Source organism: Paraburkholderia fynbosensis, assembly GCF_902859935.1.
GTDB lineage: Bacteria > Pseudomonadota > Gammaproteobacteria > Burkholderiales > Burkholderiaceae > Paraburkholderia > Paraburkholderia fynbosensis.
In genome coordinates this window covers 380,187-404,897 of sequence record NZ_CADIKI010000003.1, presented here as the reverse complement: position 1 = coordinate 404,897, position 24,711 = coordinate 380,187, and the positions used below count along the sequence as shown (strand labels likewise).

General features: G+C 63.1%; 28 protein-coding genes, 1 tRNA gene and 1 riboswitch. Of the genes, 11 read left to right on the top strand and 18 right to left on the bottom strand.

The genetic code is table 11. The features are described 5' to 3' along the window. The first annotated feature begins 62 nt into the window (after positions 1–62). Entirely contained in the window at positions 63–1,130 is a 1,068-nt protein-coding gene (gene purM, locus HV770_RS07470; RefSeq protein WP_175158784.1) for a phosphoribosylformylglycinamidine cyclo-ligase, read from the top strand. 70 nt (positions 1,131–1,200) lie between these two features. Here the strand turns inward: purM and miaA are convergent, their stop codons facing one another. Both miaA and mutL read right to left on the bottom strand, forming a co-directional pair. Then, positions 1,201–2,151: a tRNA (adenosine(37)-N6)-dimethylallyltransferase MiaA gene (gene miaA / locus HV770_RS07465; RefSeq protein ID WP_175158783.1), complete on the bottom strand. Its 951-nt coding sequence runs from the start codon at positions 2,149–2,151 to the stop codon at positions 1,201–1,203. Between the two features lie 43 nt (positions 2,152–2,194). Further along, entirely contained in the window at positions 2,195–4,240 is a 2,046-nt protein-coding gene (gene mutL / locus HV770_RS07460; RefSeq protein WP_175158782.1) for a DNA mismatch repair endonuclease MutL, read from the bottom strand. Between the two features lie 182 nt (positions 4,241–4,422). Here mutL and HV770_RS07455 point away from each other — a divergent pair, with 182 nt between their 5' ends. Continuing rightward, positions 4,423–5,094: a VTT domain-containing protein gene (locus HV770_RS07455; RefSeq protein WP_175158781.1), complete on the top strand. Its 672-nt coding sequence runs from the start codon at positions 4,423–4,425 to the stop codon at positions 5,092–5,094. A 115-nt stretch (positions 5,095–5,209) separates the two neighbouring features. Here the strand turns inward: HV770_RS07455 and HV770_RS07450 are convergent, their stop codons facing one another. From HV770_RS07450 to ydfG, 12 genes are all read right to left on the bottom strand, one after another. Next, complete coding sequence (locus tag HV770_RS07450; RefSeq protein ID WP_175158780.1) at positions 5,210–6,049, bottom strand: mechanosensitive ion channel family protein; 840 nt, start codon at positions 6,047–6,049, stop codon at positions 5,210–5,212. Between the two features lie 328 nt (positions 6,050–6,377). Next, complete coding sequence (locus HV770_RS07445) at positions 6,378–6,752, bottom strand: hypothetical protein (protein ID WP_175158779.1); 375 nt, start codon at positions 6,750–6,752, stop codon at positions 6,378–6,380. 410 nt (positions 6,753–7,162) lie between these two features. Beyond that, on the bottom strand, positions 7,163–7,828 hold the full coding sequence (locus tag HV770_RS07440; RefSeq protein ID WP_175158778.1) for a TonB-dependent receptor: 666 nt from the start codon (positions 7,826–7,828) through the stop codon (positions 7,163–7,165). Between the two features lie 242 nt (positions 7,829–8,070). Beyond that, positions 8,071–8,146: transfer RNA gene (locus tag HV770_RS07435), tRNA-Lys, on the bottom strand. A gap of 180 nt (positions 8,147–8,326) precedes the next feature. Then, positions 8,327–9,076: a tol-pal system protein YbgF gene (gene ybgF / locus HV770_RS07430; RefSeq protein ID WP_168662950.1), complete on the bottom strand. Its 750-nt coding sequence runs from the start codon at positions 9,074–9,076 to the stop codon at positions 8,327–8,329. Positions 9,077–9,096: 20 nt separating this feature from the next. After that, positions 9,097–9,606 (bottom strand): peptidoglycan-associated lipoprotein Pal, encoded by a 510-nt coding sequence (gene pal / locus HV770_RS07425; protein WP_168662948.1) that lies wholly within the window; start codon positions 9,604–9,606, stop codon positions 9,097–9,099. Between the two features lie 34 nt (positions 9,607–9,640). Next, on the bottom strand, positions 9,641–10,933 hold the full coding sequence (gene tolB / locus HV770_RS07420; RefSeq protein ID WP_175158777.1) for a Tol-Pal system beta propeller repeat protein TolB: 1,293 nt from the start codon (positions 10,931–10,933) through the stop codon (positions 9,641–9,643). Between the two features lie 136 nt (positions 10,934–11,069). Further along, the gene (gene tolA, locus HV770_RS07415; RefSeq protein WP_175158776.1) at positions 11,070–12,077 is read right to left on the bottom strand and encodes a cell envelope integrity protein TolA; all 1,008 of its coding nucleotides are present in this window, start codon (positions 12,075–12,077) and stop codon (positions 11,070–11,072) included. Next, positions 12,074–12,520 carry a protein TolR gene (gene tolR, locus HV770_RS07410; RefSeq protein ID WP_175158775.1) on the bottom strand — a complete coding sequence of 149 codons (447 nt, stop codon included), beginning with the start codon at positions 12,518–12,520 and terminating at the stop codon, positions 12,074–12,076. The genes tolA and tolR overlap by 4 nt, the downstream gene beginning before the upstream one ends. Positions 12,521–12,530: 10 nt before the next feature. After that, positions 12,531–13,208: a protein TolQ gene (gene tolQ / locus HV770_RS07405; protein WP_007179119.1), complete on the bottom strand. Its 678-nt coding sequence runs from the start codon at positions 13,206–13,208 to the stop codon at positions 12,531–12,533. A gap of 156 nt (positions 13,209–13,364) precedes the next feature. Continuing rightward, positions 13,365–13,844, bottom strand: a complete 480-nt coding sequence (gene ybgC / locus HV770_RS07400) for a tol-pal system-associated acyl-CoA thioesterase (protein WP_175158774.1) — start codon at positions 13,842–13,844, stop codon at positions 13,365–13,367. A 58-nt stretch (positions 13,845–13,902) separates the two neighbouring features. Beyond that, positions 13,903–14,649 (bottom strand): bifunctional NADP-dependent 3-hydroxy acid dehydrogenase/3-hydroxypropionate dehydrogenase YdfG, encoded by a 747-nt coding sequence (gene ydfG / locus HV770_RS07395; protein WP_175158773.1) that lies wholly within the window; start codon positions 14,647–14,649, stop codon positions 13,903–13,905. 238 nt (positions 14,650–14,887) lie between these two features. Then, positions 14,888–14,996, top strand: a riboswitch (ZMP/ZTP riboswitch). A 166-nt stretch (positions 14,997–15,162) separates the two neighbouring features. Between ydfG and glyA the strand changes: the two genes are divergently transcribed. From glyA to HV770_RS07360, 7 genes are all read left to right on the top strand, one after another. After that, the gene (glyA, locus tag HV770_RS07390) at positions 15,163–16,410 is read left to right on the top strand and encodes a serine hydroxymethyltransferase (protein WP_175158772.1); all 1,248 of its coding nucleotides are present in this window, start codon (positions 15,163–15,165) and stop codon (positions 16,408–16,410) included. A gap of 6 nt (positions 16,411–16,416) precedes the next feature. Beyond that, the gene (gene nrdR, locus HV770_RS07385) at positions 16,417–16,899 is read left to right on the top strand and encodes a transcriptional regulator NrdR (RefSeq protein ID WP_042328342.1); all 483 of its coding nucleotides are present in this window, start codon (positions 16,417–16,419) and stop codon (positions 16,897–16,899) included. Positions 16,900–17,096: 197 nt separating this feature from the next. Further along, positions 17,097–17,663 carry a GspH/FimT family pseudopilin gene (locus HV770_RS07380; RefSeq protein WP_425497378.1) on the top strand — a complete coding sequence of 189 codons (567 nt, stop codon included), beginning with the start codon at positions 17,097–17,099 and terminating at the stop codon, positions 17,661–17,663. Next, the gene (locus HV770_RS07375) at positions 17,663–18,106 is read left to right on the top strand and encodes a type IV pilus modification PilV family protein (RefSeq protein ID WP_175158850.1); all 444 of its coding nucleotides are present in this window, start codon (positions 17,663–17,665) and stop codon (positions 18,104–18,106) included. Before HV770_RS07380 ends, HV770_RS07375 begins: the two co-directional genes overlap by 1 nt. Next, positions 18,103–18,912, top strand: coding sequence for a PilW family protein (locus HV770_RS07370; RefSeq protein WP_217468576.1), 810 nt, complete (start codon positions 18,103–18,105; stop codon positions 18,910–18,912). Before HV770_RS07375 ends, HV770_RS07370 begins: the two co-directional genes overlap by 4 nt. Before the next feature lie 164 nt (positions 18,913–19,076). Then, positions 19,077–19,520, top strand: a complete 444-nt coding sequence (locus HV770_RS07365) for a pilus assembly PilX family protein (RefSeq protein ID WP_343048093.1) — start codon at positions 19,077–19,079, stop codon at positions 19,518–19,520. 10 nt (positions 19,521–19,530) lie between these two features. Further along, the gene (locus HV770_RS07360) at positions 19,531–19,962 is read left to right on the top strand and encodes a type IV pilin protein (RefSeq protein WP_175158770.1); all 432 of its coding nucleotides are present in this window, start codon (positions 19,531–19,533) and stop codon (positions 19,960–19,962) included. A 76-nt stretch (positions 19,963–20,038) separates the two neighbouring features. On the opposite strand, the gene HV770_RS07355 is transcribed toward HV770_RS07360, so the two are convergent. The 3 genes from HV770_RS07355 to HV770_RS07345 form a co-directional block, all read right to left on the bottom strand. Next, complete coding sequence (locus tag HV770_RS07355; RefSeq protein ID WP_175158769.1) at positions 20,039–20,512, bottom strand: DUF3318 domain-containing protein; 474 nt, start codon at positions 20,510–20,512, stop codon at positions 20,039–20,041. Between the two features lie 145 nt (positions 20,513–20,657). Then, positions 20,658–21,044, bottom strand: a complete 387-nt coding sequence (locus HV770_RS07350) for a phage holin family protein (protein ID WP_121316614.1) — start codon at positions 21,042–21,044, stop codon at positions 20,658–20,660. 129 nt (positions 21,045–21,173) lie between these two features. Beyond that, positions 21,174–21,476, bottom strand: a complete 303-nt coding sequence (locus HV770_RS07345) for an ElaB/YgaM/YqjD family protein (RefSeq protein WP_007179108.1) — start codon at positions 21,474–21,476, stop codon at positions 21,174–21,176. A 349-nt stretch (positions 21,477–21,825) separates the two neighbouring features. On the opposite strand from HV770_RS07345, the gene HV770_RS07340 reads away from it, so the two are divergent. After that, entirely contained in the window at positions 21,826–22,464 is a 639-nt protein-coding gene (locus HV770_RS07340; protein WP_175158768.1) for a peroxiredoxin, read from the top strand. 161 nt (positions 22,465–22,625) lie between these two features. Here the strand turns inward: HV770_RS07340 and HV770_RS07335 are convergent, their stop codons facing one another. Then, the gene (locus tag HV770_RS07335) at positions 22,626–23,816 is read right to left on the bottom strand and encodes an acyl-CoA dehydrogenase (RefSeq protein ID WP_175158767.1); all 1,191 of its coding nucleotides are present in this window, start codon (positions 23,814–23,816) and stop codon (positions 22,626–22,628) included. Between the two features lie 94 nt (positions 23,817–23,910). Between HV770_RS07335 and HV770_RS07330 the strand changes: the two genes are divergently transcribed. Further along, positions 23,911–24,696, top strand: coding sequence for an IclR family transcriptional regulator (locus tag HV770_RS07330; RefSeq protein ID WP_175158766.1), 786 nt, complete (start codon positions 23,911–23,913; stop codon positions 24,694–24,696). The last annotated feature ends 15 nt before the right edge of the window (positions 24,697–24,711 follow it).

Sequence of the window (24,711 nt, the reverse complement as noted above, 5' to 3'; positions counted from 1 at the left end):
ATTCCAGCCAGTCGGCCAGCATCGGGTAAAATCGCATTTTACCGACCTTCGAGCTCTTCCCCATGAATCACCCGAAATCCGCCCAGCCTTCAACCGATTCGGCCCAAGGTTTGTCGTATCGCGACGCCGGCGTGGACATCGACGCGGGCGACGCGCTTGTCGACGCGATCAAGCCCTTTGCCAAAAAGACGATGCGCGAGGGCGTGCTGGGTGGCATCGGCGGGTTCGGCGCGCTGTTCGAAGTGCCGAAGAAATACAAGGAGCCGGTGCTCGTGTCCGGCACCGACGGTGTCGGCACCAAACTGCGCCTCGCGTTTCAACTGAACAAGCATGACACCGTTGGCCAGGATCTGGTCGCGATGAGCGTGAACGACATTCTCGTGCAAGGTGCCGAGCCGCTGTTCTTCCTCGACTACTTCGCGTGCGGCAAGCTGGACGTCGGCACGGCGGCCACGGTCGTCAAGGGTATCGCGCATGGCTGCGAACTGTCGGGTTGCGCGCTGATCGGCGGCGAAACGGCGGAAATGCCGGGCATGTATCCGGACGGGGAGTACGACCTGGCCGGTTTCGCGGTCGGCGCGGTGGAAAAGAGCAAGATCATCGACGGCAGCACGATCGCTCCGGGCGACGTGGTGCTGGGTCTGGCATCGAGCGGCATTCATTCGAACGGTTTTTCGCTGGTGCGCAAGATCATCGAGCGCGCGCAGCCGGATCTGAATGCGGACTTCGACGGCCGTTCGCTCGCCGACGCGCTGATGGCGCCGACTCACATTTACGTGAAGCCGTTGCTGTCGCTGATGCAGCAGATTGCCGTGAAGGGCATGGCGCACATCACCGGCGGCGGGCTGGTCGAAAATATTCCGCGCGTGCTGCGTGAAGGTCTGACGGCCGAGCTGGATCACCGCGCGTGGCCGCTGCCGCCGCTGTTCTCGTGGCTGCAGAAGCACGGCGGCGTCGCCGATGCGGAAATGCACCGCGTGTTCAACTGCGGCATCGGCATGGCGGTGGTGGTGTCCGCAGCCGACGCCGAAGCGGCGATCGGTTTGCTGTCGGCAGCCGGTGAGCAGGTCTGGAAGATCGGCACGATTCGCGAAAGCGCAGCCGGTGAAGCGCAGACCGTCGTGATCTAACGGATGATATTGCCCGCGCGGCAAGCATGCGGATTGCATGCGCGCCGCGCGGGTTCGATACTTCAACGCCTCAAATCAACGCCTCGATTTGATCGAGCACCCGCGCGGTCGCGTGCGGATCGCAGCAGTCCACCACCACCCGCTCTGTCATGCTTCGCAGCCACGTGAGCTGCCGCTTGCACAACTGCCGGGTCGCAAAGATTCCCTTGTCGCGCATCGTCGGATAATCGACCGCGCCGTCCAGATATTCCCAGACCTGCCGATAGCCGACACAGCGCATCGACGGCATCTCTGGCCGCAGGTCCCCGCGTTCGCGCAGCGTCACCACTTCATCGACGAAACCGTTGGCCAGCATCGCGTCGAAGCGCTGCTCGATGCGCGCATGCAAGACGCTGCGATCGGACGGCTCCAGCGCGATCGGCACGAAGCGCCATGCCGCCGCGGCGTCGTCCGGCCGCACGGGGGCGGCCAGCCATGCGGACATCGCCCGGCCGGTCAGCATGAATACTTCGAGCGCGCGCTGAATCCGCTGCGAGTCGTTGGGCGCGAGGCGAGCGGCCGTCACCGGGTCGACGCTCGCAAGCCGTTCGTGCAGGGCCGGCCAGCCGTCGCGGGCGGCGTCGGCATCGAGCGCGGCGCGCACGTCGGGGTCGGCGGCGGGCAGGTCGTTGAGCCCCTGCGTGAGCGCCTTGTAGTACAGCATGGTGCCGCCGACCAGCAACGGCAGCCGTCCGCGCGCGTGGATTTCGCCGGTCAGCCGCAACGTGTCGGCGCGAAACTGCGCAGCCGAATAGGCGTCGGTCGGATCGACGATGTCGATCAGATGATGTGGCGCCACGGCGCGTTCCTCAGCAGTCGGCTTGGCAGTGCCGATATCCATCTCGCGATAGACCAGCGCCGAATCGACGCTGATGATTTCCACCGGCCGCCGTGCGGCGAGCGCCAGCGCAGCGGCGGTTTTGCCGGAGGCTGTCGGGCCGAGCAGGCAAGGGATCGGCGTGGCAACGTTGCGTGGCGTCATGAGCAAGCCCGCACGGGTCGAAGCAAAATCAGCGTGCGCACCGTCACTGCCCGCGCATGAACAGCCGATCGAGGTCGGACAGCGTCAGTTGATACCACGTCGGACGCCCGTGGTTGCATTGATCGGCGCGCTCGGTCGCTTCCATCTGGCGCAGCAGCGCGTTCATTTCGTCGAGCGTCAGACGCCGGTTCGCACGCACCGCGTGATGGCAGGCGAGCGTGCCGAGCAGTTCATGCTGACGCTCGGTCAGCACGCGCGAGCCGCCGAACTCATGCAGATCGGCGAGCACCGCGCGCGCCAGCGCCTGCAGATCGGCGTCCTTGAGCAGCGCGGGCACGGCGCGGATCGCCAGCGTGGTCGGCGACAGCACGGCAAGGTCGAAGCCGAGCGCGTCGAGCGTGTCGCGCTCTTCTTCCACCGTGCCGATTTCGATCGGATCGGCGTGCATCGTCTGCGGGATCAGCAGCGGCTGCACGGCGATCGCGCGATTCACCAGCGCGTTCTTGAACTGCTCGTACAGGATGCGCTCGTGCGCGGCGTGCATGTCCACGATCACCAGCCCGTGCGCGTTCTGCGCGAGCACGTAGATGCCGTGAATCTGGCCGAGCGCGAAGCCGAGCGGTTGTTCGTCGGTGGCGTTGAAGGCCGGCGGCGGATAGGGCGCCGACGCGCTATACGGCGATGGCGTTTGCGCCGCCGAGTCGCGCGCCTCCAGCAGGGTCGCGCCTTCCGCGGTGCCGGCATGGCTGTCCTTGCGGCCGAACAGCGCGTCGTAAAACGCGAGTGGTTGCGCGACCGGCAGCGTGCCTTGCGTCATGCGCGCCTGGCGCATCCAGGTGTTGCCGGGCTGTGACGACGGGCCGAAACCGCTGCCTGATCCGCCACGCGCCAGTCCGCCTGCCGAGCCGCCGAAGCCCGCACCGGCGGCCATGACCGCCGCGCCGCCGAGCGGCGTCGCGCCGAACGAAGCCGGGCCGCCTGCCATCGGCTCCAGGTGCGCAGCGTGACCACCCGCCGTCGTTTCCGGCGATGCGCCCGCATGCCGCGCCAGCGCGCGCTGTACCGCGTGGAACACGAACTGGTGAATCGAGCGCGAATCGCGAAACCGCACTTCGATCTTCGACGGATGCACGTTCACATCGACGCCCTCAGGCGGCAGATCGAGGAACAGCACATAAGACGGATAGCGGTCGCCATGCAGCACGTCTTCATAAGCGGCGCGCACCGCGTGCGTGAGCAGCTTGTCGCGCACGAAGCGGCCGTTGACGAAGAAGTATTGCTGATCGGCACGCCCGCGGCTCGCGGTCGGCAAGCCCGCGCAGCCGTAGACGGCCAGCGGCCCGGCGGATTCGTCGAGTGGCAAGTGCGCCGTCGCGAAGGTCTCGCCGAGAATTTTCGCGACCCGCACCGGCGGCTCGCTCGCGTTCCAGTGTTCGACCGCCTTGCCGTTGTGCAGTACCGAAATCGCGACGTCGGGCCGCGCCAAAGCCGCGCGCCGAATCTGTTCGAGGCAATGGCCGAGTTCGGTCTGTTCGCTTTTGAGGAATTTGCGGCGCGCGGGCGTGTTGTGGTACAGCTCGCGCACTTCGATCGTCGTGCCTTGGGTGCCGGCCGCGGGGCTCAGTACGCCGGTTTGCGCGTCGACGCGCACGGCATGCGGCGCTTCGGCGGTGCGGCTCGTGATGGTCATCTGCGCGACCGACGCGATCGACGCCAACGCCTCGCCACGGAAACCGAGCGTGGCGACTGCTTCCAGTTCGGCGAGCGAGCGGATCTTGCTGGTCGCATGGCGCATCAGCGCGAGCGCCAGTTCGCTTTCGGGAATGCCGCAGCCGTCGTCGGTGATCGAAATGCGTTTAACGCCGCCTTCATCGAGCAGGATGCGCAGCGTCTGCGCGCCCGCGTCGAGCGCGTTTTCCAGTAACTCCTTGACCACCGACGCGGGCCGCTCCACCACTTCGCCGGCGGCGATCTGGCTGATCAGCTGATCGGGAAGGGGCTGGATCGCGCGCAACGGGCGCGGTGCGGGCGAGGCGGCGGGCACGGCGGCCGCGGCGGAACCGGCAGGCGTTTCGGAGAATTCTGACATGGCGAAATTATAGCGATTCGGCACACGAGCCACCGGCAACGGATTTTTAATTGCGGCCCGGCACTTTCGGTATCATGACGCGGTCAATTTCCGGCGGCGAGCATGTGCTTGCCGTCTTCGTCGCGGGCCTGCCGGCAAGGCTGTTTTCACCGCGTTCACATTCCCTTAACAGAGGACGCTCCTTGGACACGCTGCTACATTTCGTCAACCTTGTGTTGCACATCGACAAGTTCCTCGGAGACTTCATCCATGTGTACGGCGCATGGGTCTATGCGGTGCTGTTCCTGATCGTGTTCAGCGAAACCGGCCTCGTCATTCTGCCGTTCTTGCCGGGCGATTCGTTGTTGTTCATCGGCGGCGCGTTCTGTGCGACGGGCCAGTTGAACCTCGGTCTGCTGATCGTGCTGCTGCTCCTCGCCGCGATCGCCGGCAATACCGTCAACTACATGATCGGACGGGCCATCGGGCCGCGGGTGTTCGATTCGCATATTCCTTTTCTCGAACGCTTCCTCGACCGCAGTGCGCTGCAGAAGACGCATAACTTCTATGAAAAGCATGGCGGCAAGACTATCGTGCTCGCGCGTTTCATTCCGGTTGTGCGAACCTTCGCGCCGTTCGTGGCCGGCGCTTCGTCGATGTCCGTGAGCCGGTTCCAGTTGTTCAACTTCCTCGGCGCGCTGCTATGGGTGTTGCTGCTCGTGCTGCTTGGTTATTTCTTCGGCAATATTCCGTTCATCCGTCAGTATCTGAATGTGATCGTGCTGGTGGGTATCGGCGCGGCTATCGTGCCGATTCTGCTCGGCGCGTTGTGGAAGATGATGCGCAAGGGTGGGGCCAAGGCCAATAGCCGCTGACGCGTCATTGCAGATGCATGCGCAGGCAGATGAACAAAAGGCGTCGCGATTCTCGCGACGCCTTTTTCATTTTGCGGTGCTTTGAATCGCCGGCGATGCGGTGCGACCTTCTCTCTCAACCGGCCGCGGTTCCCGTCGCGCCCGGGCCGACCGCACGCGGCGCCAGCGGTGTTTCCGGTGTCGGGTAGCCGGCTTCCTTGAAGGTCCGGACGATCGCGCGATTCGTGTCGAAATAGACCTGCCAATAGTGATCATTGGCCGTGTAGGGACGCACGCACAGCAAGGGTCCTTCCGGCGTGAAACTCAGCACTTCGATGTCGGGCGCGGGGCTTTCGACGACATTTGGAATCTGCACGATGGCCGCCCTCAGCCGGTTCATCGCGTCAGTGGGATCGACGCCGTTGGCGATCTTCGCGGTCAGCTCGACACGCCGTACCGGCAACACACTGAAGTTCGAGATCGTGTCCGAGAAAACCTTGTTGTTGCCGACGATGGTGGTCACGTTGTCCGGCGTCACGATGGTGGTGCCGAACAGGCCCAGTTCCGAGACCGTGCCGGTGACGCCCCCTGCGGTGACGAAGTCGCCGACCTTGAACGGCCGCAATACCTGCATGAAGACGCCGGCCGCGAAGTGCGCAAGCAGGCCGCCCCAGGCGGTGCCGATCGCGAGGCCGAGACCGGCGAGCAACGCGGCGAACGAAGTCGTCTGGACACCGAAAATCTGCAGGATCGCGAGGATCAGCAGCAGGTTTAGCAAGCCGCCGAGAATCGAGCCGAGATAGTGAGCGAGAGTGGGGTCGACCCGGCCATTGCGCGCGAGCACCTTGCGCAGCAAGCCGATGATCAGACCGATGATCCAGCGGCCGACGATCCACAGAACAATCGCGCCGAGAACCTTGGTACCGAGGTCGATGCCTCGGGTCATGATGAACACGCGTACGGTATCGAGATCCAAGATGTCCCTCGTGGGATAAGTTGCCTTCGACTGATTGAACAACGGTGGCGCAATACAGCGGCAATGCCCGACGGCGGACGCAAACGGCAACGCGCGGTCTTCGGGAGTTATAGGCGACGGCGCGCGCATGTGCAAGGACCGTTCCCGTCTTCCGAACGCGAAGCCTGGCGGGAGAGAGCGGGAGGGCAGGCGGCCGCCTTGAAAGAGGCGGCGGCGTGCTGTACGCGGGGCGCGTGAGCGCGTTTGCACGATGTCTATGGAGCAAGTTGGTGACGTCGATTAGCGGTCGGCGACGACTCGCGCCGAGGCGCATATGTCTGGAGTGGGCTTACATGCGCAGATGCGATTGCGAATAGGGAGAAGTGTGGATGACGAGCGTTTTGTCGGTGGTGGTTGTCGCGGCACGCTTGCGGCGCGTCACGTGATGCCACGCGAAAGCAACGACGATCGCGATCACGTAGGCGGCAGCGCGGAAGAAAAACGCGGCCGGCGTGCTGAACTGGCCGTAGCGGTTCTGCGCGTCGGCGAACACGAGAAAGGTCAGCGCCGCATCGAGCAGCAGCGCGGCCAGTGCCAGCGCGGCGAATACGTGCGCGCCATTGATTGCGGGACCGGGTGTGAGCCGGTTGTACACCCGACATGCGATCACGACGAGCGCGAGTAAAGCGAGGTTCGAAACGAGATCGAACAGAAAATTGGCCATATCGATGCAATGAAAACGCAGGGTTTCGCGGCATTGCCGAAGCGTCTGTCGACGCATGGCTCCAGTGTGTCTTGCCGGATCGGCGGCGATCATTGCATATCTATTCATCTCGATAAATCACGGGGGTTCGATGTTATTGGTGGGAAGCGAAAGACCTGGAAGGACGCTGATTTTTGCGTGTGAAACGTTGGTTTGAATCGTAGAAATGTGTCAATCGGATGTTGAGGAATGCAATAGAACCGAATGGAGTGCGTCGGGCTTCGTTGCTCCTTTGACCCGCGAGAAAGGAGGGCATGTTTCGGCACTCAGCTTTTGAAAGCAGATGACCGCGGTAGAATCGTTTATATGCGATTGTAATGTAAGCGTTGTCGCCGTCGGCGGAGCCATGCCCGCGTCCCTTAGCTGGCCAATCAGAAGCGGTATGAAACGCCGATCTGCAACGTGGGATACCAGCGATAGGGAGACGCTTTCTCTTGCAGTTGTTGAAGCCCCGTCGCGATGATCTGCTGGCTCAGCGCGGGGCCGGCAGCCTGGGCAAGGGCGGGCGACAGCGTGTATGAAGAGCGCGGGATGCCATAAGCGACGCCCACATCGACCACGAGGCCGAAGCCCTTTCTGCTGGGGTGCAGGCCGTAGCCAATACCCAGATATGGCATCACGGGCGGGTGCCTGGCGGTGGCCGTCGCATACTCGCCCGGAAAGGCGGGCAAGGTTTGACCTTTGAACGTGTAGGTGCCGTTAGTAGGAACGGAATCGCCGCTGACTTCATTGCCCGTAAAGCGAACGCCGGCCGTGAGGCGAAAGCCGCTATTCGCCCACGGGAAGAAGTCACCGTAGATGCCCCCCTGACGCAGACGCACGTCGTCCTCGTAGCGATTCCCGCCCACGGTAAAGTCATGCGAGAACTTGAATGCATTGAAGTCGGCATGCACGCCGAACCTTGACGTGAGGCTCAGTGCCGCGCCCGCACCGATGCCAAGCGTGCCTCCCTGCACGAATATTTCCTGTGCGTGCGAGGTCTCGATCGAGAATGCCAAGCCAACTACCGAGATTACTCTTATCGTTTTCACGGGCATCCCTAGGCGGTCGGGCAGCAGGGATCATTGCCCTTGACGCCCCGATCTCATGGTCTTCATGGTCTATTCCGGAGCGCTCGACAGCCGCCGCTAAGCGATCATGCATGCGCAGACCTTGAGCAGTCTGTGGGGAGTCGAACTATTTGGGGGAATGAACGAGGAAGGCGCTAGAGCCGCGAGCTAAAGCGTGAGGCCAAAAGAAAAGGGCCTACATGCGAATGCATGTAGGCCCTCGAATCTTTTGGTAGGCCGTACGGGATTCGAACCTGTGACCAACGGATTAAAAGTCCGCTGCTCTACCAGCTGAGCTAACGACCCAAAAGAGAAGCGAAATTATATCGATAGCCTTGGTGGGCTGTCAACCCAGTGTGGCTAATCAAGCTATCGACACTTCAGTTAGAAGGCCGGGTATTGCTACCCGGCCTTCGAGCGAGAGGCGCGCGTGGCTATGACATCGGACACTGCGCGTGACTGCCAACTACCCGGCATCGACTACGACTACTTGATCTGCGACAGCTTGCTCTGAGCCGATTGCGCAACGTCCGAGCCCGCGTATTGCGCGACGATCTGCTCCAGCGTCTTCTTGGCCGCGGCCTTCTGACCTTGCTCGAGCTGATTGTTCGCAATCGCCAGCAACGCTTCCGGCGCACGCGGATGCTGCGGATACTTGGCCACCACACCTTGCCAAACGGCCGTCGAACCCTTGTAGTCGCGCAATGCATACAGCGCGTTGCCGAGCCAGTACTGCGCGGTCGGCTGGTAAGGGCTGTTCGGATACTTGGAGATGAAGCTGCGGAACGACGCCGCGGCGTTCTTGAAATCGCCGCTGCGGAACTGCTGCGAAGCCGCATTGAACGACTCGGTTTCGCCCGGCTGCACCTCGCCCTGGACGCCGTCCACCGTCTGTTGTTGCGGCTCGAATTTCTTCAGGCGCGTGTCCAGATCGGTGTAGTAGTCCTTCTGCTGCTTCTGCAGCGTGGTGAGCTGATTCGCCATGTCCTCGTTCTGCCCGCGCAGCGTCGCGACCTGCTGGTTCAGCTGGTCGAGACGGTTGGACTGATCGAGGATCGTGCGTTGTGCGGCCGACAGCTGGCTCGACAAACTATCGGTCTTCGAGCGCAGATCGAGGATGGCCTGGCGGGCCTGATCGTCGTCGAAGATGCCCGCATGCGCGGGCACGGCCGCGAAGGCCGTGCCCGCGACGCAGGCCGCTGCGGCAAACCGCAGCCAGGAGAAACGATGCGTCATTCGGCTCATCACCCGTTGACTTACTGTTGATACACGAGGTCTGCGCGGCGGTTCTGCGCCCACGACGCTTCGTCATGACCCGTAGCTTGCGGCTTTTCCTTGCCGAGGCTCACGGCTTCCATTTGCGAGTCCGTCACGCCCATCAGCGACAGGGAACGACGCACGGCTTCAGCACGCTTCTGGCCGAGCGCCAGATTGTATTCGCTGGTGCCGCGTTCGTCGGTGTTGCCCTGGATCAGGACGTGGCGTTGCGGGTGGCTCTTCAGGTATTGCGCGTGTTGTTGCAGCAGCGACTGGTAGTCGTCCTTGACCGAGTAGCTGTCGAAGTCGAAATAGATGCTGCGCTTGGCGAGCGGGCTGTTCGGATCGTTCAGCGGGTCGACGTTGACCTGTGCGACATCGTTCGGGTTCGGCTGGGTCGACACTGCACCGCCCTTGCCGGCGTTTTCGTCGAGCTTGACGCCCGAGTGACATGCGGCCAGCGCGCCGACCATCAGAACAGCAAATACATAGCGAAGTTTGGACATCATTTTGGTTACTCTCCTTGTGTTATTGCATCAAACGTTATTGCATAAACGGGCCCCAGGACGGCTCGCGTACGCTGCCCCCCTGAACGGACAGGACCTGCCGAGTGCGACCGTCGGTCGATACTGCGGCCAACACGCCACGGCCGTTCACCTGTGTGGCGTAAAGAATGTACTGACCGTTCGCCGCGAAGCTCGGCGATTCGTCATGTGTCGTGTCCGTCAGGCCCGTGGCTGTTCCGCCTTGCAGGTCCTGGATATAGAGCTTGAACCCGCCGCCGACGCGCGAGATGTAAGCGAGTTGTTTGCCGTCCGGGCTCACGCGCGGGCTGGTGTTGTAGCTGCCCGTGAACGTGACGCGCTGCGCGGAGCCGGCGTTTTCGCCTTGCGCCGACATTTTGTAGATTTGCGGTGCGCCGCCACGGTCGCTCGTGAAATAGATCGACTTGCCATCAGGGGAGAAAGTCGGCTCGGTGTCGATCGAGCTGCCTTGCGTGAGACGACGCAGACCGCTGCCGTCCGCGTTGACGGCGAAAATCTGCGTGTTGCCGGTGCGCGAGAGCGCGACGGCAAGCGTGCGTCCGTCCGGCGACCACGCCGGCGCACTGTTGTTGCCCTTCTGATCCGACACGACCACGCGACGGCCCGTGGGCAGGTCGTGGATGTAGACGATCGGCTTCTTCTTTTCAAACGAGACGTAGGCGACCTTGGTGCCGTCAGGCGACCACGCGGGCGAAATGATCGGCTCGGGGCTCGACAGAGCGATGTGCGCGTCCTGGCCGTCCGAATCGGAGATCTGCAACTGGTAGCGGCCACCCGTCTTGATGACGTACGACAGGCGCGTGGCGAATACGCCGCGGCCGCCCATCAGCTTCGCGTAGATATAGTCTGCGACCTTGTGCGCGCTCATCCGCAAGCCGCTTTCCGGACTCACCAGCACGAGGCCGCCGAGGCTTTCGCCCTTGACCGTGTCGTACAGCTTGAAACGCACTTCGTACTGACCGTTCGGCAGGCGGTTCACGCTGCCCGCCACGAACGCGTTGGCGCCCTTGGCTTTCCACGCGCCGAGGTCGACGGAATCCGATTCCGACACCGGCGTGGAGCCCGCGTCGATGTTGGTGAATTTGCCGCTGCGTTGCAGATCCTGACGCACGATCGTGCTGACCTGCTGCGGCGAGTTCGCCTCATTGGCGAAATTCGCCGTGGCGATCGGAAACTGGGTGGACCCGACGCCCGTCACGAGGACGTTGAGTTGTGCGTTGGCGGCGCCGCCAACGGCGATCAGGCACGATGCTACGAGTGTTCGCAGGCCTAGCTTGGTCATCAAACTCATGCTGTATGGATTCCCCAAAAACGGTTTTACTACACTTCACGACAGCAGACAGACCGGAAAACGCCTAATTCGTTCCCGAGCGCGCCCCGTGAGCGGGCGCGGCGTCTACCTTCGACTGACTGTCAAATTGCTGCTATCAACTAGCCGGACGCAGCGTAATCAAAAAGCTTTCCGGCGTCTTGCCATTGGTGTCCAGCGGCATCGGATCGGTTCGATGGACCGCCCGCAATGCGGCGGCGTCCCACGCGGCGTTGCCGCTGCTGCGAGAGATCGTTGCGCTCAGCAAAGTGCCGGTCGGCGAACAGCGCACCGAGATCACGGTTTCCAGACCTTCCGTTTCGCCGCCCCACGAGACATTCGGCAGCACTGCGCGACGCACCTTGTCCGCGTAACCCGGCGATGCCGCCGTGCCACCCGAGCCACTGCCCGTGCCGCTCTTGCCGAGCCCGTTGCTGGACGTGCTCGTGCCGCCAACCGCACCCTGCATCTGCGCGAGGCGCGCGCGCCGTTCGGCATCGAGCTTCTTCGCTTGCGCTGCAGCGTCGGCTTGCGCCTTGGCCTTCGCGGCTTTCTGCGCGTCGGCTTTCTTCTGCGCTTCAGCTTCGGCCTGCTTCTGCTGTTGCTCCTGCTGCTGTTCTTTCAACTGCTGCTGCTTTTGCTGTTCGGCCAGTTGCTGCTGCTTCTGCTTCTCGGCCTGCTGTTGTTGCTGCTGCTGTTTTAGTTTGGCTGCTGCGGCCTTCTGCGCGGCCTGATCGGCCGCCAGTTGCTGCTGCCGCTTCTCCTGGGCTTCCTGCTGCGCCTGCAGCTTCTGCTGACGCTGCTGCTCGGCCAGTTGCGCCTCGCGCGCCGCTTCCTGCTGCTGGCGCTTCTTTTCCTGTAGCGCGATGTCGGCCTGCTCGTCGCGCACCGGCGGGGCAGGGGCGACCGGTACGGGCGGCGGCGGGACGGGACGCGGGATCGCCGTGTCCGGTACCTCGGTCCACAACTCGGCCTCCGCGCCCTCGGGCGTACTGTTTTGCCACTGGATGCCGTGATACAGGAAGAACCCGAGCAGCGCATGCATCACCAGCGCGAACGCAAAGGCTCGCCCGGTGCCGCGTTCACGCGGTGGCTGGAGCGGGTATTCGGAGTTCTTGCGGATCATTGCGATTTGACGAGCAATCCAACACGCTTGACGCCGCGGGCTTTCAGCGCGGACATCACATTCATCACGGCTTCGTACTTCACGGTTTTGTCGGCGGCGATCACGACGGGCTGGTCAGGATGCGATTGCGCCCGGTCGGCGATAAAGCCGTTCAGGTCGGCTCTCGACATGTTTTCCTGCTGCTGCGCGCCGGAATCGTCCTTGTACTTGACGCTCATGTTGCCGTCCGCGCGAATGTTGACGATGACGGGCGGGGTTTGCTGCTGCGGCGCGGCGCCCCCGACGGTCGGCAGATTGACGATCGACGGAGCGACGAGCGGCGCGGTGACCATGAAGATCACGAGCAGCACGAGCATCACGTCGATGTACGGCACGACGTTGATGTCGGCCATCGCGCGGCGTGAACGGGAGCCGCGCATGCTGGAGGAGCGGGAGCCTGCCATCGTGGCCTCCTTACTGTGCCTGGCGCTGCAGGATGTTCGAGAACTCTTCGATGAAGGTCTCGAAGCGGATCGCCAGACGGTCGATGTCGTGCGCGTAGCGGTTGTACGCGACCACCGCCGGAATGGCGGCGAACAGGCCGATCGCGGTGGCGGTCAACGCTTCTGCGATGCCCGGCGCGACGTTCGCAAGCGTAGCCTGCTGGACGTTGGCGAGGCCGCGGAACGCGTTCATGATCCCCCAGACCGTGCCGAACAGCCCGATATAAGGGCTGACCGAGCCGACCGACGCGAGAAACGCGAGGTTGGCTTCGAGCACGTCCATTTCACGTTGGAACGCGGCCCGCATTGCACGCCGTGCGCCATCGAGAATCGCGCCCGGATCGTTCAGGCGCTTTTCCTTGCCCTTCAGGAACTCGCGCATGCCGGACTCGAAAATCCGTTCGAGCGCGCCGATCGTATGGCGGTTGTTCGCGGCGCTCTGATACAGCGCCTGCAGGTCGCCGCCTGACCAGAAATCGCGTTCGAAGCGTTCAGTTTGCGCGCGCGCACGGCGGATCGCAAACCACTTGCGGAAGATGAAAGTCCAGGACAGCAGCGACAGCAACAGCAGCAGGGCCATCACGGCCTGAGCCAGCAGACTCGCGTTGAGTACTAAAGAAACGATCGACAGATCTTGTGTAGTGTTCATAAAGGTTCGTTTTAGCGTCCCGGGAAGGGGGCGTCCGGTTGTAAGGCCGCTCGATGCTTTCCGTGGGCAAAACGGAAGCTTCGGCGGTATTGCAAGCCGAACCATGCTTGATGTTGCTTGATCGGTATGAGTTCACTGGCCCCGAATCAACGGGATTCAGGCGTTGTCGGTTGACAAGCCGGCATTGCCCATGCCGGGCCCGCGCCGCAGAGCGGCCAGAACCGGAGGAGGAATCGCGGCCGGCCGCAGCGCGCCGCGGTCGACGCAGCCGACCCGGATCGAACCGGTAGCAAGCAGCGTGCCTTCACGCCACGCTTCCTGGGCGAAGTCTACCGAAGCCCTGCCGAGACGCTCGATCCGGCTGACGATTTTGACGACGTCGTCAAGCCGGGCGGGGGCCCGATAGTCCAACGCGGTGCTGCGCACGATAAAAATTGCGCCTGTTTCATCCGCGAGCCGGCTCTGGTCGACGCCGCACGCACGCAACCACTCGGTGCGCGCCCGTTCGAAAAATTTCAGGTAGTTGGCGTAAAACACGATGCCGCCGGCATCGGTATCTTCGTAGTACACGCGGATGGACCACGTGTAGCCGATTTCCGCGCCAGGCTGGCTGGTCGACATATTCATGCGGCGCATTTTACCGGAACGCACACCGCGCGGTCTGTTTCAAAGTGTGCGCCCCGTCCGGCGGGCTTCAGCCGCGATGAATCGACAGGCCGGCGAACGATTGCGCCACCGGCATCAGTTCGATGGTGTTGACGTTGACGTGGGCCGGACGGGTGGCGATCCAGTAGATCGAATCCGCGATGTCTTCGGCCGTCAGCGGCTGGACGTTTTCGTACACTTTGTCCGCTTTTTCATCGTCGCCGCGATAACGCACGTTCGAGAATTCGGTGCCGCCGCACAGGCCCGGCTCGATATCAGTGACGCGCAGCGCGGTGCCGGCCAGATCGGCGCGCAGGTTCAGGCTGAACTGGCGCACGAACGCCTTGGTCGCGCCGTACACGTTGCCGCCCGCGTAAGGCCAGCGGCCCGCCACCGAGCCCAGATTGAAGATGTGCCCGCGATTGCGTTCGATCATGCCGGGCAGCAGCGCATGCGTGACCTGCACGAGGCCCGTGCAGTTAGTCTCGATCATGGTGTTCCATTCGTCGAGACTGGCCTTTTGCGCCGGTTCGACACCGAGTGCGAGGCCGGCATTGTTGACCAGCACGTCGATCGCGGCGAACTCGGCCGGCAGCGCGGCGGGCGCCGCTTCGACGGAGGCGCGGTCGCGCACGTCGAGCTCGTACGGCAGCAGCGCGTCGCCGAGTTCGTCGGCGAGCGCTTGCAGACGGTCTTTGCGACGCGCGGTCGCGACGACGCGATGGCCGCCTTTAACGAAGGCCCGGGCGATAGCGGCGCCGAATCCCGCGGACGCTCCGGTGACGAACACGATCATTGCAGTTCCCTGGTCGGTAAAAGAGAAAGGCCCCAAGCCTACTTCCAATGCGGCGCCGCGGCAAGGATGAACCAGCCGCATGAGGGGCTTTGGCAGGGGCGCCCAGCGGGTTTCCGGTGCGCTCACGGATGTCGTTTGCGCACTGCAGGAGGCGCTGCGGCGGCCCGACCCGCTGGCCTGCCCGACCGCGCCCGGAAGCCGGTTGCCTATTCGATCCTCTTCCAATAAACTAACGCGCTCGGCCCTGCGTAACTGGCGATAGAACCGATTCAACCAATCGGGTTCAAGGTGGAACAACCCACCGTGAAGCGCAGGGTGCCGTTTTGCCGTTCGCCTGGGCAGCCGTGATCCGCGCGCGTTTATCTGCGCTGACGGTGCCTGTCCTGCCTCGCGTGTGCGGCGACTCTCCGTTCGCCACGTCAGGGCTGGCCCAGCCGCCAGCAGCGCTGCGTACCCTCTACGCAAGATTCGGCGCATGATCCGGTCAACCTGAACACACTCAACGGAATCCGTATGTTTGACAGAGCCCAAAGCACCATCGCCAACGTCGATCCTGAACTCTGGAAGGTCATTGAGCAGGAAAACCGCCGTCAGGAAGAGCACATCGAACTGATCGCGTCGGAAAACTACACGAGCCCGGCTGTGATGGCTGCGCAAGGCTCGCAACTCACCAACAAGTACGCCGAAGGGTATCCGGGCAAGCGCTACTACGGCGGCTGCGAATACGTCGACATCGCCGAGCAGCTCGCGATCGACCGTGTGAAGCAGCTGTTCGGCGCCGAGGCGGCCAACGTGCAACCGAACTCCGGCTCGCAGGCGAACCAGGGCGTGTTCTTCGCGATGCTCAAACCGGGCGACACGATCATGGGCATGAGCCTCGCGCACGGTGGCCACCTGACCCACGGTTCGCCGGTCAACATGTCGGGCAAGTGGTTCAACGTGGTGAGCTACGGCCTGAACGAAGCCGAAGACATCGACTACGACGCCGCGGAAAAGCTCGCTCAGGAACACAAGCCGAAGTTGATCATCGCGGGCGCGTCCGCTTTTGCGCTGCGTATCGATTTCGAACGTCTGTCGAAGATCGCCAAGTCGGTCGGCGCGTATTTCATGGTCGACATGGCGCACTACGCCGGTCTGATCGCCGCGGGCGTCTACCCGAACCCGGTGCCGCACGCGGACTTCGTCACCACGACCACGCATAAGAGCCTGCGCGGCCCTCGCGGCGGCGTGATCCTGATGAAAGCCGAGTTCGAGAAGCAGATCAACTCGGCAATCTTCCCGGGCATCCAGGGTGGTCCGCTGATGCACGTGATCGCCGGCAAGGCCGTCGCGTTCAAGGAAGCGCTGTCGCCGGAATTCAAGGCGTACCAGCAGCAGGTCGTCGAAAACGCGCGCGTGCTGGCTGAAACGCTGGTCCAGCGTGGTCTGCGCATCGTGTCGGGCCGCACCGAAAGCCACGTGATGCTGGTCGACCTGCGCGCGAAGAAGATCACCGGCAAGGCAGCGGAAGCGGCCCTCGGCGCGGCGCACATCACCGTCAACAAGAACGCGATTCCGAACGATCCGGAAAAGCCGTTCGTGACGAGCGGCGTGCGTCTCGGCTCGCCGGCCATGACCACGCGCGGCTTCGGCGTCAAGGAAGCCGAGCTGGTGGGTAACCTGATTGCCGACGTGCTGGACAATCCGGAAGACGCCGCCACGGTCGAGCGCGTGCGCGGCCAGGTCGCCGAGTTGACGCAGCGTTTCCCGGTCTACAAGTAAGCCGTCATGCATTGCCCCTTCTGCCGCCACGCCGACACGCAGGTTGTCGATTCGCGCGTGTCCGAAGACGGCGCGACGATTCGCCGGCGCCGCCGCTGCCCGGCCTGCGACAAACGTTTCACGACGTATGAGCGGGTCGAGCTGGCGCTGCCGTCGGTCGTCAAGAAGGATGGCAGCCGCACTGAATTCGACCGCCGCAAGATCGTCGCGAGCATGCAACTGGCGCTGCGCAAGCGCCCGGTGGCGGCGGACGCGATCGACGCGGCGGTCGCCCGCATCGAGTATCAATTGCTCGGCAGCGGCGAGCGCGAGGTGCGCAGCGAGCGCCTCGGCGAACTCGTCATGAACGAGTTGCGTGCGCTCGACACCATTGCCTACGTTCGTTTCGCCTCCGTGTACCGGCGCTTCGAAGACGTCTCCGAATTCGAAGACGTGATCGAAGAATTTCGCCGCGCCTCTTCTCCGCCCAAGCCTGCGCGTAAGCGCTGACTGCCGTCGCGCCGCGCGTTGTTCCTGCGTAGCCGTGATCCCACGCGTTAACTCGCGCATCAGTCTCTCCCGCTCCGTAATGGTTCGTCGCATGCATTTTTGTGCGGAATAGCGTCCGAATACCACCTGGCCATCCGGCCGATTGTTGAGCCGGTCGCGAATCGCTAGATTGGCTGCATTCTTCCAAACGATCAGGGATGCAGATGAAAAACGATGCGCTTTGCTGGCCGTCGCGCGGCGGCTTCACGCTTGTCGAGACGCTGGCCGTGGTCGCGCTGCTGGCGGTGATCGCGGTCATGGCCACGCCGTCGTTCGTCGCGTGGCACGTGCGCGATCAGGTCGACGCACGTGCGAGGGCGCTTGTGTCGACGCTCGCCTACGCGCGCAGCGAAGCGTTGCGCCGCGGCGCACGCGTCATCGTGTGCCGGATCGATGCGGCGCGAGCTTGTCTTGCGACGGCACAGCCTTGTGGCGACGGCATCACCGACTGGTCGTGCGGCTGGGCGGTACTGGCGGAGCGTGGCGGCACGCTTTCGCTGCTGCGCGCACAACCGTTGCTTGCTGCGGTGAGTATTAGCGGCGTGCAGACGAATCTCACGTTCACGCCGCCGGCGGGCCAACTGATCGGTACGTTCCGCAGTTTCGATATCGCGCCGCGCACACCTACCAAGGCGACGCAAGGCGATAAGTGGCGGCGCTGTATTCGTATTGCGGCGGGCGGTCGCCCGCGGCTCACCGAGGGTGCCTGCGGAGCGGCGTCATGATGCGCCATTCGCCAACCCACAGCTCGCCCCGCTGCGCAGCGACGTGCCGGGGCAGTTCCTTGATCGAGGTCATGCTGGCCGTCGCGTTGATCGCTGTAACAGCGCTAGGCTTGATCGCCGGTCAACTATGGACCGCGCGGGAAGCGCGCGCGATGTCGATGCGCGAACACGCGGCGTGGATCGCTGATTCCGTCGCCGAGGCGGCGTGCACACCTTCGACGACGGATGCTGCAACCCAGCAATGGAGCGCACGGGCAAACGTCCTTCTGCCACATGGCGAAGCGTCGATAGGCGAGAGCGCGGGCGTGTCGGCAGCGCTTGTGACGTGGGCGGCCGTGCGCGATATGCCGAGCACCGATGACGTGATCGACAAGCCGGAGTCCTGTGGCGGCGCGGATGTTCCCGCCGGCTCCTCATGCGTCGCGCTGGCGTTTGCGAAATGATGCGGCGCTGGCATTCAGCTTCCGGTCACACCTTGCTCGAGTTTGTGATCGCCATGGCGTTGGGGCTCGTGGTGACGGCGGGCGCCGTGTCGCTCTATACGACGCAGCGCAGCGCGTTCGAGCACGCGAGCAACGCGCTGCGAATTCGCGAGGCCGGTTTGACCGCGCTGACGCTGATCGGCCAGCAACTGCAAATGGCCGGCTTCGTGCCTGCGGACGTTCTGCATTACGACGGTCCGCTGGCGTTATTCGGATGTTCGGGTGGACGCCCGACGGGCGCCGATGACAGCATTGCGTGCACAAAACTGCCCGGCGGATCGGATGGCGTCGTGCTCCGCTATGTAGGAGATAGCGTGTCCACGTGGCCATCGGCGAGCGGGCAGGCAACTGACTGCCTCGGACAAGCCGTGACAGGCAATACCGCGATGCCCGCCGAGCAGGGCGCGCTGGTGGTCAATCGGTACTTTGCCAACGTCAGCCCGTCGAGCGGCGAGCCGGAGCTTTACTGCGAAGGCAATGGCAACCCGGGGTCCGCGCAACCGCTGGTCGAGGGCGTCGAGCGAGTGCGGATCAAATACTGGCTGCCCGGCGCTCCTGACGCGCTGGACGCTTCAGTGGTTCAGGCTGATCAATGGGCCGCTATCGTGGCCGTCGACCTTTGCGTGCTGGTACGCGGTGCGCCGGAGGGGCAGCGTTCACGCTACGTCGATTGCGACGGCGTCAGCACGCTCGGTGCGGACCAGCGGCCGCGACAAGCTTTTTCGCGACGCGTGGCGCTACGCGATCAAGCGGAGGCTTCACTGTGATCGAGCGAGCCGCAATGGTCGCGCTGCGCCGCCCGCATGGGAAGCGCGAGCAGCGTAAGAATGAGCCGCAACCCGTACGCTTGGTTCGACTTAGCCTCGGTAGTCATGTTTCGCTTATGCGTCACAGCGGCGTCGTTCTGCCAATCGTGCTGCTGATTTCAGCCATGATGCTGGCGACCTCGGCGGCCTGGTTCGAAACATCGCTCGCCGCTGCTCGCGCGACCACCAACGTGCGCGACTACTTGCAGGCTTTCCACGCTGCGGACTCGGCGCTGAACCTGTGCGCGCGAAGCGTCATTGCTGCCGGTGCCGACGCCCCCGCAGCGCCGCAAGCCGCGTATGGCGAGCCGGCGCAATGGAAACTCGAAAGCGCGTTCGAAGCCGGCGCCGTCACGCCGGTCGCGCAATGGCCGAGCTCGTTGCGCGCGCCGCAATGTCTGATCGAGGCGTGGCGTCTCTCCACCCGCGCTGAAACTCGCGCGTATTTACTGACGTCGCGTGGTTTCGGGCGGACGAGCGAGTCGCAGGTATGGCTTCAGATGGAACTGGTGATCGACGGCGAGACGATCGAGCGTCATTGGCGACGTGTCGCTGCAAGGCCATTTTGACGGGAGACACATGAGGAGAACGTACACATCCGCATTCACGTTGCTCGAACTGATGATCGCGCTGGCGATAGCCGCGACGCTGGCCACGTTTGCCGTGCCCTCGTATCGCAGCCATGTGGCGCGAACCCATCGTATCGATGTGGCGTCCGCGTTGTATCGGGCAGCGCAATTCGTCGAGGGCGCCGCAAGCGACGGCGTATCGACGCTGCCGCCGGGTTTGGACCAGGCGCCGCAATTCGGTACGGCGATTTATCGCTTGCATGTGTTGCCGGCGGACGATGCAAACGGTGGCTATGCAATCGAGGCAGCGCCGGAACAATCGGGGCCGATGGCCGATGATCCGTGTGGCACGTTTGCGCTTGATGCGACGGGCCAGCGAAGCAATAGAAGTGTTGCTGGCCGGGAGACCCCGGCAAGCAGCGAATGCTGGAATACGACTTAGAGTAATGACGACTCAGCGGGGACTTCGCAACTCGGCACCTGAGCGCCCAGCCACGAGGCCACTTCGTCGCAACAACTTAATACCCGCTATCCGTCGACTCAGCCTTAGCACCGGCAGACGAGCCGGAATCGCGTTTCATCTGCTGCCAGATCCGATACGCTTCCCAAGCCGCGAGCCCCAGGCTGCCCCATTTGAGAGCGGGCTTTGCACCAGCGACGACGGTCGCGCGCAGTGGTTTGGCGATCAGCATCGAAATGACCGAGCTGACGAACGGGTACTGCTTGAGCAACGCGCCGATGGTGCCTGCATTGACGAAGTGTGCCTTCGACCCGCTGCCGGTGCGCATGCCGCCGAAGCCCGGCAGGATGAATTTCAGCCAGCTGAAGTGCGTGACCGCCTGCCGCAATTCGAGGGTCGCCTGAGCGAGCTCCATGCGCTCGACATCCGCACGCACCAGCAGCAATTCCTTGCGCAGCGCGCGCAAGTGCGGCGCGCTCAGCTCTTTGGCGTGGTGGCGCGTGTTACGGAATGCGGTATCGGAATGGCTCATGGCGTGTCGGCGGCAGTGTGGGTGGGACAGTCAACGGCGCAACTAGGCGACGAGGCTAACGACGAGACTAAACGGCACTACATGTTTACTTGAGATTCTCTATGAAGGCGCGGGACGTTGAAGCTCGCCCGTCACGCCTTGCATGTCACGGCTTGCGGAACACCTCGCGGTCTTTCTCGAACTCGGCGATGGTCGCTTCGAACACCAGCGGCGCATTGCGCAAACCGCTGCGCGCTTTAAGGGCACAGGCGAGGCCGGCAATTGCGTAGACCGCCGTGATGCCGGCGAGCGCCTGCCATCGGTAGGTGTCCCAGAATGCGATGGCAATCAGCGCAGTCAGGGCGATCAGCGCCATGGTGGCCAGCATCATCGCCGCGAGACCGAGAAACAGCACGCCGAGCAGGCGGTCTTTTTCTTCGGCGAGTTCGATGCCGACCAGTTCAAGCCGCGTCTGCAGAATTGCAAATACGGAACCGATAATGCGGCGCAACGGACTATGTTCTCCGCGCTGCGATTGGGTGTCGATCGTCATGGCTGTGGGCGTTGCGCGTGAAGGCGCGTGAGAAGCATGCGCGCCAAGAGAAGCGGACCGGCCAGGCGTGCGCCGGTCAACTCGAATACTGATGCGCCGGACCAGCTTCGTCCGACAGCCGCACCAGCGTTACTTGCGGTTGATCAATAGCCCCAGCAGCACGCCAGCACCCGCGGCAATGCCGATGGACGCCCACGGATGCTCGTGCACGTAGTCGTCGGTGGCGCGGGCAGCTTTCTTACCTTTCTCGACCACGACGACCTGCACGTCAGCCGCCTTTTCCTTCGCCTGCTTCAAGCGCGTGAGCGCCGTTTCACGCAGCTCCGACGCGCGCTCGCCCGTGGCGCTCGCGGCTTGTTTCAGCAGATCCTCGGCGTCCGCGAGTACGGTTTTGATATCCGACATCAATCTCTCCTTGTTGATTTCCGACATTGACAGCTCCCCTTTATCTCACGCCATGCGTGAATCGTAACCAAAGAAACGGCCGCTGGCGAGCGCACTGCCCGGTCGATTCAAATCGATGCACGAACCATTCCCGGTCACCCGAAGTACGAAAACACACGCTGAAGGGTAGCCCCAAGCAAAGTTTGCTTCAGATGGAGTTGATCTGTCCCGCAAAGTTTCAACCAAATCAGCGAAAATTACAAAAACGCATAAAGGAGTGACGCAATGTTTCTTCGTTACGCACTGTGCCTGCCTTATGCTTCATGTTTTTGCGGGATGTGGCGGCAAATGCCCGCGCCGAATCCTATAGCGAATTGATATCCAAGGAGGATCCACCATGAGTTTGCGTCTTGGCGATATTGCGCCGGATTTTGAGCAGGAGTCGAGTGTCGGCCGCATCAAGTTTCACGAATGGCTCGGCGATAGTTGGGGCGTGCTGTTTTCGCATCCCGCCGACTTCACGCCGGTGTGCACAACTGAGCTCGGCCTGACCGCCAAACTCGCCGACGAATTCGAAAAACGCGGGGTGAAGACGATTGCGTTGTCGGTCGACAGCGCCGATTCGCACAAGGAGTGGATCAAGGACATCAACGAGACGCAAGCCGCCAGCGTCGGCTTCCCGATTCTCGCCGATGGTGATCGCAAGGTCGCCGAGCTGTACGACATGATTCACCCGAACGCGAGCGAAACCTTAACGGTTCGTTCGCTGTTCGTGATCGATCCGAAGAAGAAGGTGCGTCTCACCATTACGTATCCCGCCAGCACCGGCCGCAACTTCGACGAAGTGCTGCGCGTGATCGACTCGCTGCAACTGACCGACAACCACTCTGTCGCGACGCCGGGCAATTGGAAGCAGGGCGATGACGTAGTGATCGTTCCGTCGCTGAAGGACGAGGAAGTCATCAAGCAGAAATTCCCGAAGGGCTACAAGGCGCTGCGTCCCTACCTGCGCATGACACCGCAGCCGAACAAGTAAGTGCCTGATGCGCCTCGGAACGCGTGATTGGCGATAACGCGATAGCACGGCGTCGCAACGAAAAAAGGCCGGTTCAGCATGAACCGGCCTTTTGTTTTGTCATTGAGCGGCGCGATCGCGCTTTGCTCGACCAACAAACAATCAACGCCCCAGCAACGCCATCAGAAAAACGCCTGAATCCCCGTCTGTGCACGACCGAGGATCAACGCGTGAATGTCGTGCGTGCCTTCGTAGGTGTTCACCACTTCGAGGTTCACGAGATGCCGGGCGATGCCGAACTCGTCCGAAATGCCGTTGCCGCCGAGCATGTCGCGCGCGAGGCGCGCAATGTCCAGCGCCTTGCCGCACGAGTTGCGCTTCATGATCGACGTGATCTCGACGGCGGCGGTGCCTTCGTCCTTCATGCGGCCGAGGCGCAGCACGCCTTGCAGGCCGAGCGTGATTTCGGTCTGCATGTCGGCGAGCTTCTTCTGGATCAGCTGGTTCGCGGCGAGCGGCCGGCCGAACTGCTTGCGATCGAGCACGTACTGACGCGCAGTGTGCCAGCAGGCTTCGGCCGCGCCGAGCGCGCCCCAGGCGATGCCGTAGCGCGCCGAGTTCAGACACGTGAACGGGCCGCGCAGACCGCCGACATTCGGCAGACGGTTTTCTTCCGGCACGAACACTTCGTCCATCACGATCTCGCCGGTGATCGACGCGCGCAAGCCCACCTTGCTATGGATGGTCGGCGCGGACAGTCCCTTCCAGCCCTTCTCCAGGATGAAGCCGCGAATCGTGTCCTTGCCGTCTTCCTCGAGCTTCGCCCACACGACGAACACGTCGGCGATCGGCGAATTGGTGATCCACATCTTCGAGCCCGACAGCGAATAGCCGCCGTCGACTTTCTTCGCCCGCGTGACCATGCTGCCCGGATCGGAGCCGTGGTTCGGCTCGGTCAGGCCGAAGCAGCCGATCCATTCGCCGGAGGCGAGCTTCGGCAGGTACTTCTGCTTCTGCGCGTCGGAGCCGAATTCGTTGATCGGCACCATCACCAGCGACGACTGCACCGACATCATCGAGCGATAGCCCGAATCGACGCGCTCCACTTCACGCGCGATCAGCCCATACGCGACGTAGTTCAGGCCGGGACCGCCGTATTGCTCGGCAATCGTCGGGCCGAGCAGGCCGAGTTCGCCCATCTCGCGAAAGATCTCGATGTCGGTTTTCTCATGACGGAACGCTTCGAGCACGCGCGGCTGCAACTTGTCCTGCGCATACGCCGCGGCGGCGTCGCGCACCATGCGTTCGTCTTCGGTGAGCTGCTGATCCAGCAGCAGCGGGTCTTCCCAGTGAAACTGCGCGGCTTCGGCCATGACGTATCTCCAGATTTCTTGCTCTATCCAAGCTTGACTTAAGTTCCGCTAAGCGAAACAATGTTTTGCAAACGACGACCGAGTGTACCACCCGATGACCCACACATCCACTTTCTCCGAACCCGTCGACGAGCGCAAATTCGTCGTCGCCCTGGCACGCGGGCTGGATCTGCTGCGCGCGTTCAAGCCTGGCGAAACGATGCTCGGCAATCGCGATTTCGTCGCGCGCACGGGCTTGCCGAAGGCGACCGTCAACCGTCTCGCCTACACGCTGACGGTACTCGGCTATCTGCGGCTCGATGAGTCCCACGGCAAATATGCGCTCGATGCCGGCGTGTTGTCGCTCGGTTTCGCGCTGCTGTCGGGCACCGACACGCTCGAACTCGCCCGCCCGCATATGCGCGCGTTTGCCCGCGAAGTGGGCGCGGCGGTGTCGCTCGGGTGCCGCGACGGGCTCGACATGATCTATCTCGACACGATCCGCAGCGAAACGGCGCTGACGCTCGGCCTCGCATCCGGCTCGAAACTGTCGATGCTGACGAGTTCGATGGGCCGCGCGTACCTGGCGGTCCAGCCGGCCGACGCGCGCGCCGCATTGCTGGCGGAACTCCGCAAGGCCGCGGGGAAGGTCGGCGCGACGCTGGTGGCCGATGCCGAAAAAGAAATCGAAGCATTCGCTACCGAGCGTTGCTGTTATTCGTTTCGTGCGTGGCACGACGATGTGAACGCGGTCGCGGTGCCGTTTCGCGAACCGCGCGACGGGCGCTGGCTGGTGCTCAGTTGCAGCGGGCCGGCGTCGTCGATGGGAGAGGCGGTGTTTCGCGAAAACGTTGCGCCGCGTTTGAAGGCGCTCGCGCGGCGTCTGGGCGAACCGGGCTGAAGCCGTGAAGCCGGT

Coding starts and splice junctions, on each gene's coding strand:
- purM (WP_175158784.1), top strand. CDS start 63: ATGAATCACCCGAAATCCGCCCAGCCTTCAACCGATTCGGCCCAAGGT.
- miaA (WP_175158783.1), bottom strand. CDS start 2,151: ATGACGCCACGCAACGTTGCCACGCCGATCCCTTGCCTGCTCGGCCCG.
- mutL (WP_175158782.1), bottom strand. CDS start 4,240: ATGTCAGAATTCTCCGAAACGCCTGCCGGTTCCGCCGCGGCCGCCGTG.
- HV770_RS07445 (WP_175158779.1), bottom strand. CDS start 6,752: ATGGCCAATTTTCTGTTCGATCTCGTTTCGAACCTCGCTTTACTCGCG.
- HV770_RS07440 (WP_175158778.1), bottom strand. CDS start 7,828: ATGCCCGTGAAAACGATAAGAGTAATCTCGGTAGTTGGCTTGGCATTC.
- ybgF (WP_168662950.1), bottom strand. CDS start 9,076: ATGACGCATCGTTTCTCCTGGCTGCGGTTTGCCGCAGCGGCCTGCGTC.
- pal (WP_168662948.1), bottom strand. CDS start 9,606: ATGATGTCCAAACTTCGCTATGTATTTGCTGTTCTGATGGTCGGCGCG.
- tolB (WP_175158777.1), bottom strand. CDS start 10,933: ATGAGTTTGATGACCAAGCTAGGCCTGCGAACACTCGTAGCATCGTGC.
- tolA (WP_175158776.1), bottom strand. CDS start 12,077: ATGATCCGCAAGAACTCCGAATACCCGCTCCAGCCACCGCGTGAACGC.
- tolR (WP_175158775.1), bottom strand. CDS start 12,520: ATGGCAGGCTCCCGCTCCTCCAGCATGCGCGGCTCCCGTTCACGCCGC.
- tolQ (WP_007179119.1), bottom strand. CDS start 13,208: ATGAACACTACACAAGATCTGTCGATCGTTTCTTTAGTACTCAACGCG.
- ybgC (WP_175158774.1), bottom strand. CDS start 13,844: ATGCGCCGCATGAATATGTCGACCAGCCAGCCTGGCGCGGAAATCGGC.
- ydfG (WP_175158773.1), bottom strand. CDS start 14,649: ATGATCGTGTTCGTCACCGGAGCGTCCGCGGGATTCGGCGCCGCTATC.
- glyA (WP_175158772.1), top strand. CDS start 15,163: ATGTTTGACAGAGCCCAAAGCACCATCGCCAACGTCGATCCTGAACTC.
- nrdR (WP_042328342.1), top strand. CDS start 16,417: ATGCATTGCCCCTTCTGCCGCCACGCCGACACGCAGGTTGTCGATTCG.
- HV770_RS07380 (WP_425497378.1), top strand. CDS start 17,097: ATGCAGATGAAAAACGATGCGCTTTGCTGGCCGTCGCGCGGCGGCTTC.
- HV770_RS07375 (WP_175158850.1), top strand. CDS start 17,663: ATGCGCCATTCGCCAACCCACAGCTCGCCCCGCTGCGCAGCGACGTGC.
- HV770_RS07370 (WP_217468576.1), top strand. CDS start 18,103: ATGATGCGGCGCTGGCATTCAGCTTCCGGTCACACCTTGCTCGAGTTT.
- HV770_RS07365 (WP_343048093.1), top strand. CDS start 19,077: ATGATGCTGGCGACCTCGGCGGCCTGGTTCGAAACATCGCTCGCCGCT.
- HV770_RS07360 (WP_175158770.1), top strand. CDS start 19,531: ATGAGGAGAACGTACACATCCGCATTCACGTTGCTCGAACTGATGATC.
- HV770_RS07355 (WP_175158769.1), bottom strand. CDS start 20,512: ATGAGCCATTCCGATACCGCATTCCGTAACACGCGCCACCACGCCAAA.
- HV770_RS07350 (WP_121316614.1), bottom strand. CDS start 21,044: ATGACGATCGACACCCAATCGCAGCGCGGAGAACATAGTCCGTTGCGC.
- HV770_RS07345 (WP_007179108.1), bottom strand. CDS start 21,476: ATGTCGGAAATCAACAAGGAGAGATTGATGTCGGATATCAAAACCGTA.
- HV770_RS07340 (WP_175158768.1), top strand. CDS start 21,826: ATGAGTTTGCGTCTTGGCGATATTGCGCCGGATTTTGAGCAGGAGTCG.
- HV770_RS07335 (WP_175158767.1), bottom strand. CDS start 23,816: ATGGCCGAAGCCGCGCAGTTTCACTGGGAAGACCCGCTGCTGCTGGAT.
- HV770_RS07330 (WP_175158766.1), top strand. CDS start 23,911: ATGACCCACACATCCACTTTCTCCGAACCCGTCGACGAGCGCAAATTC.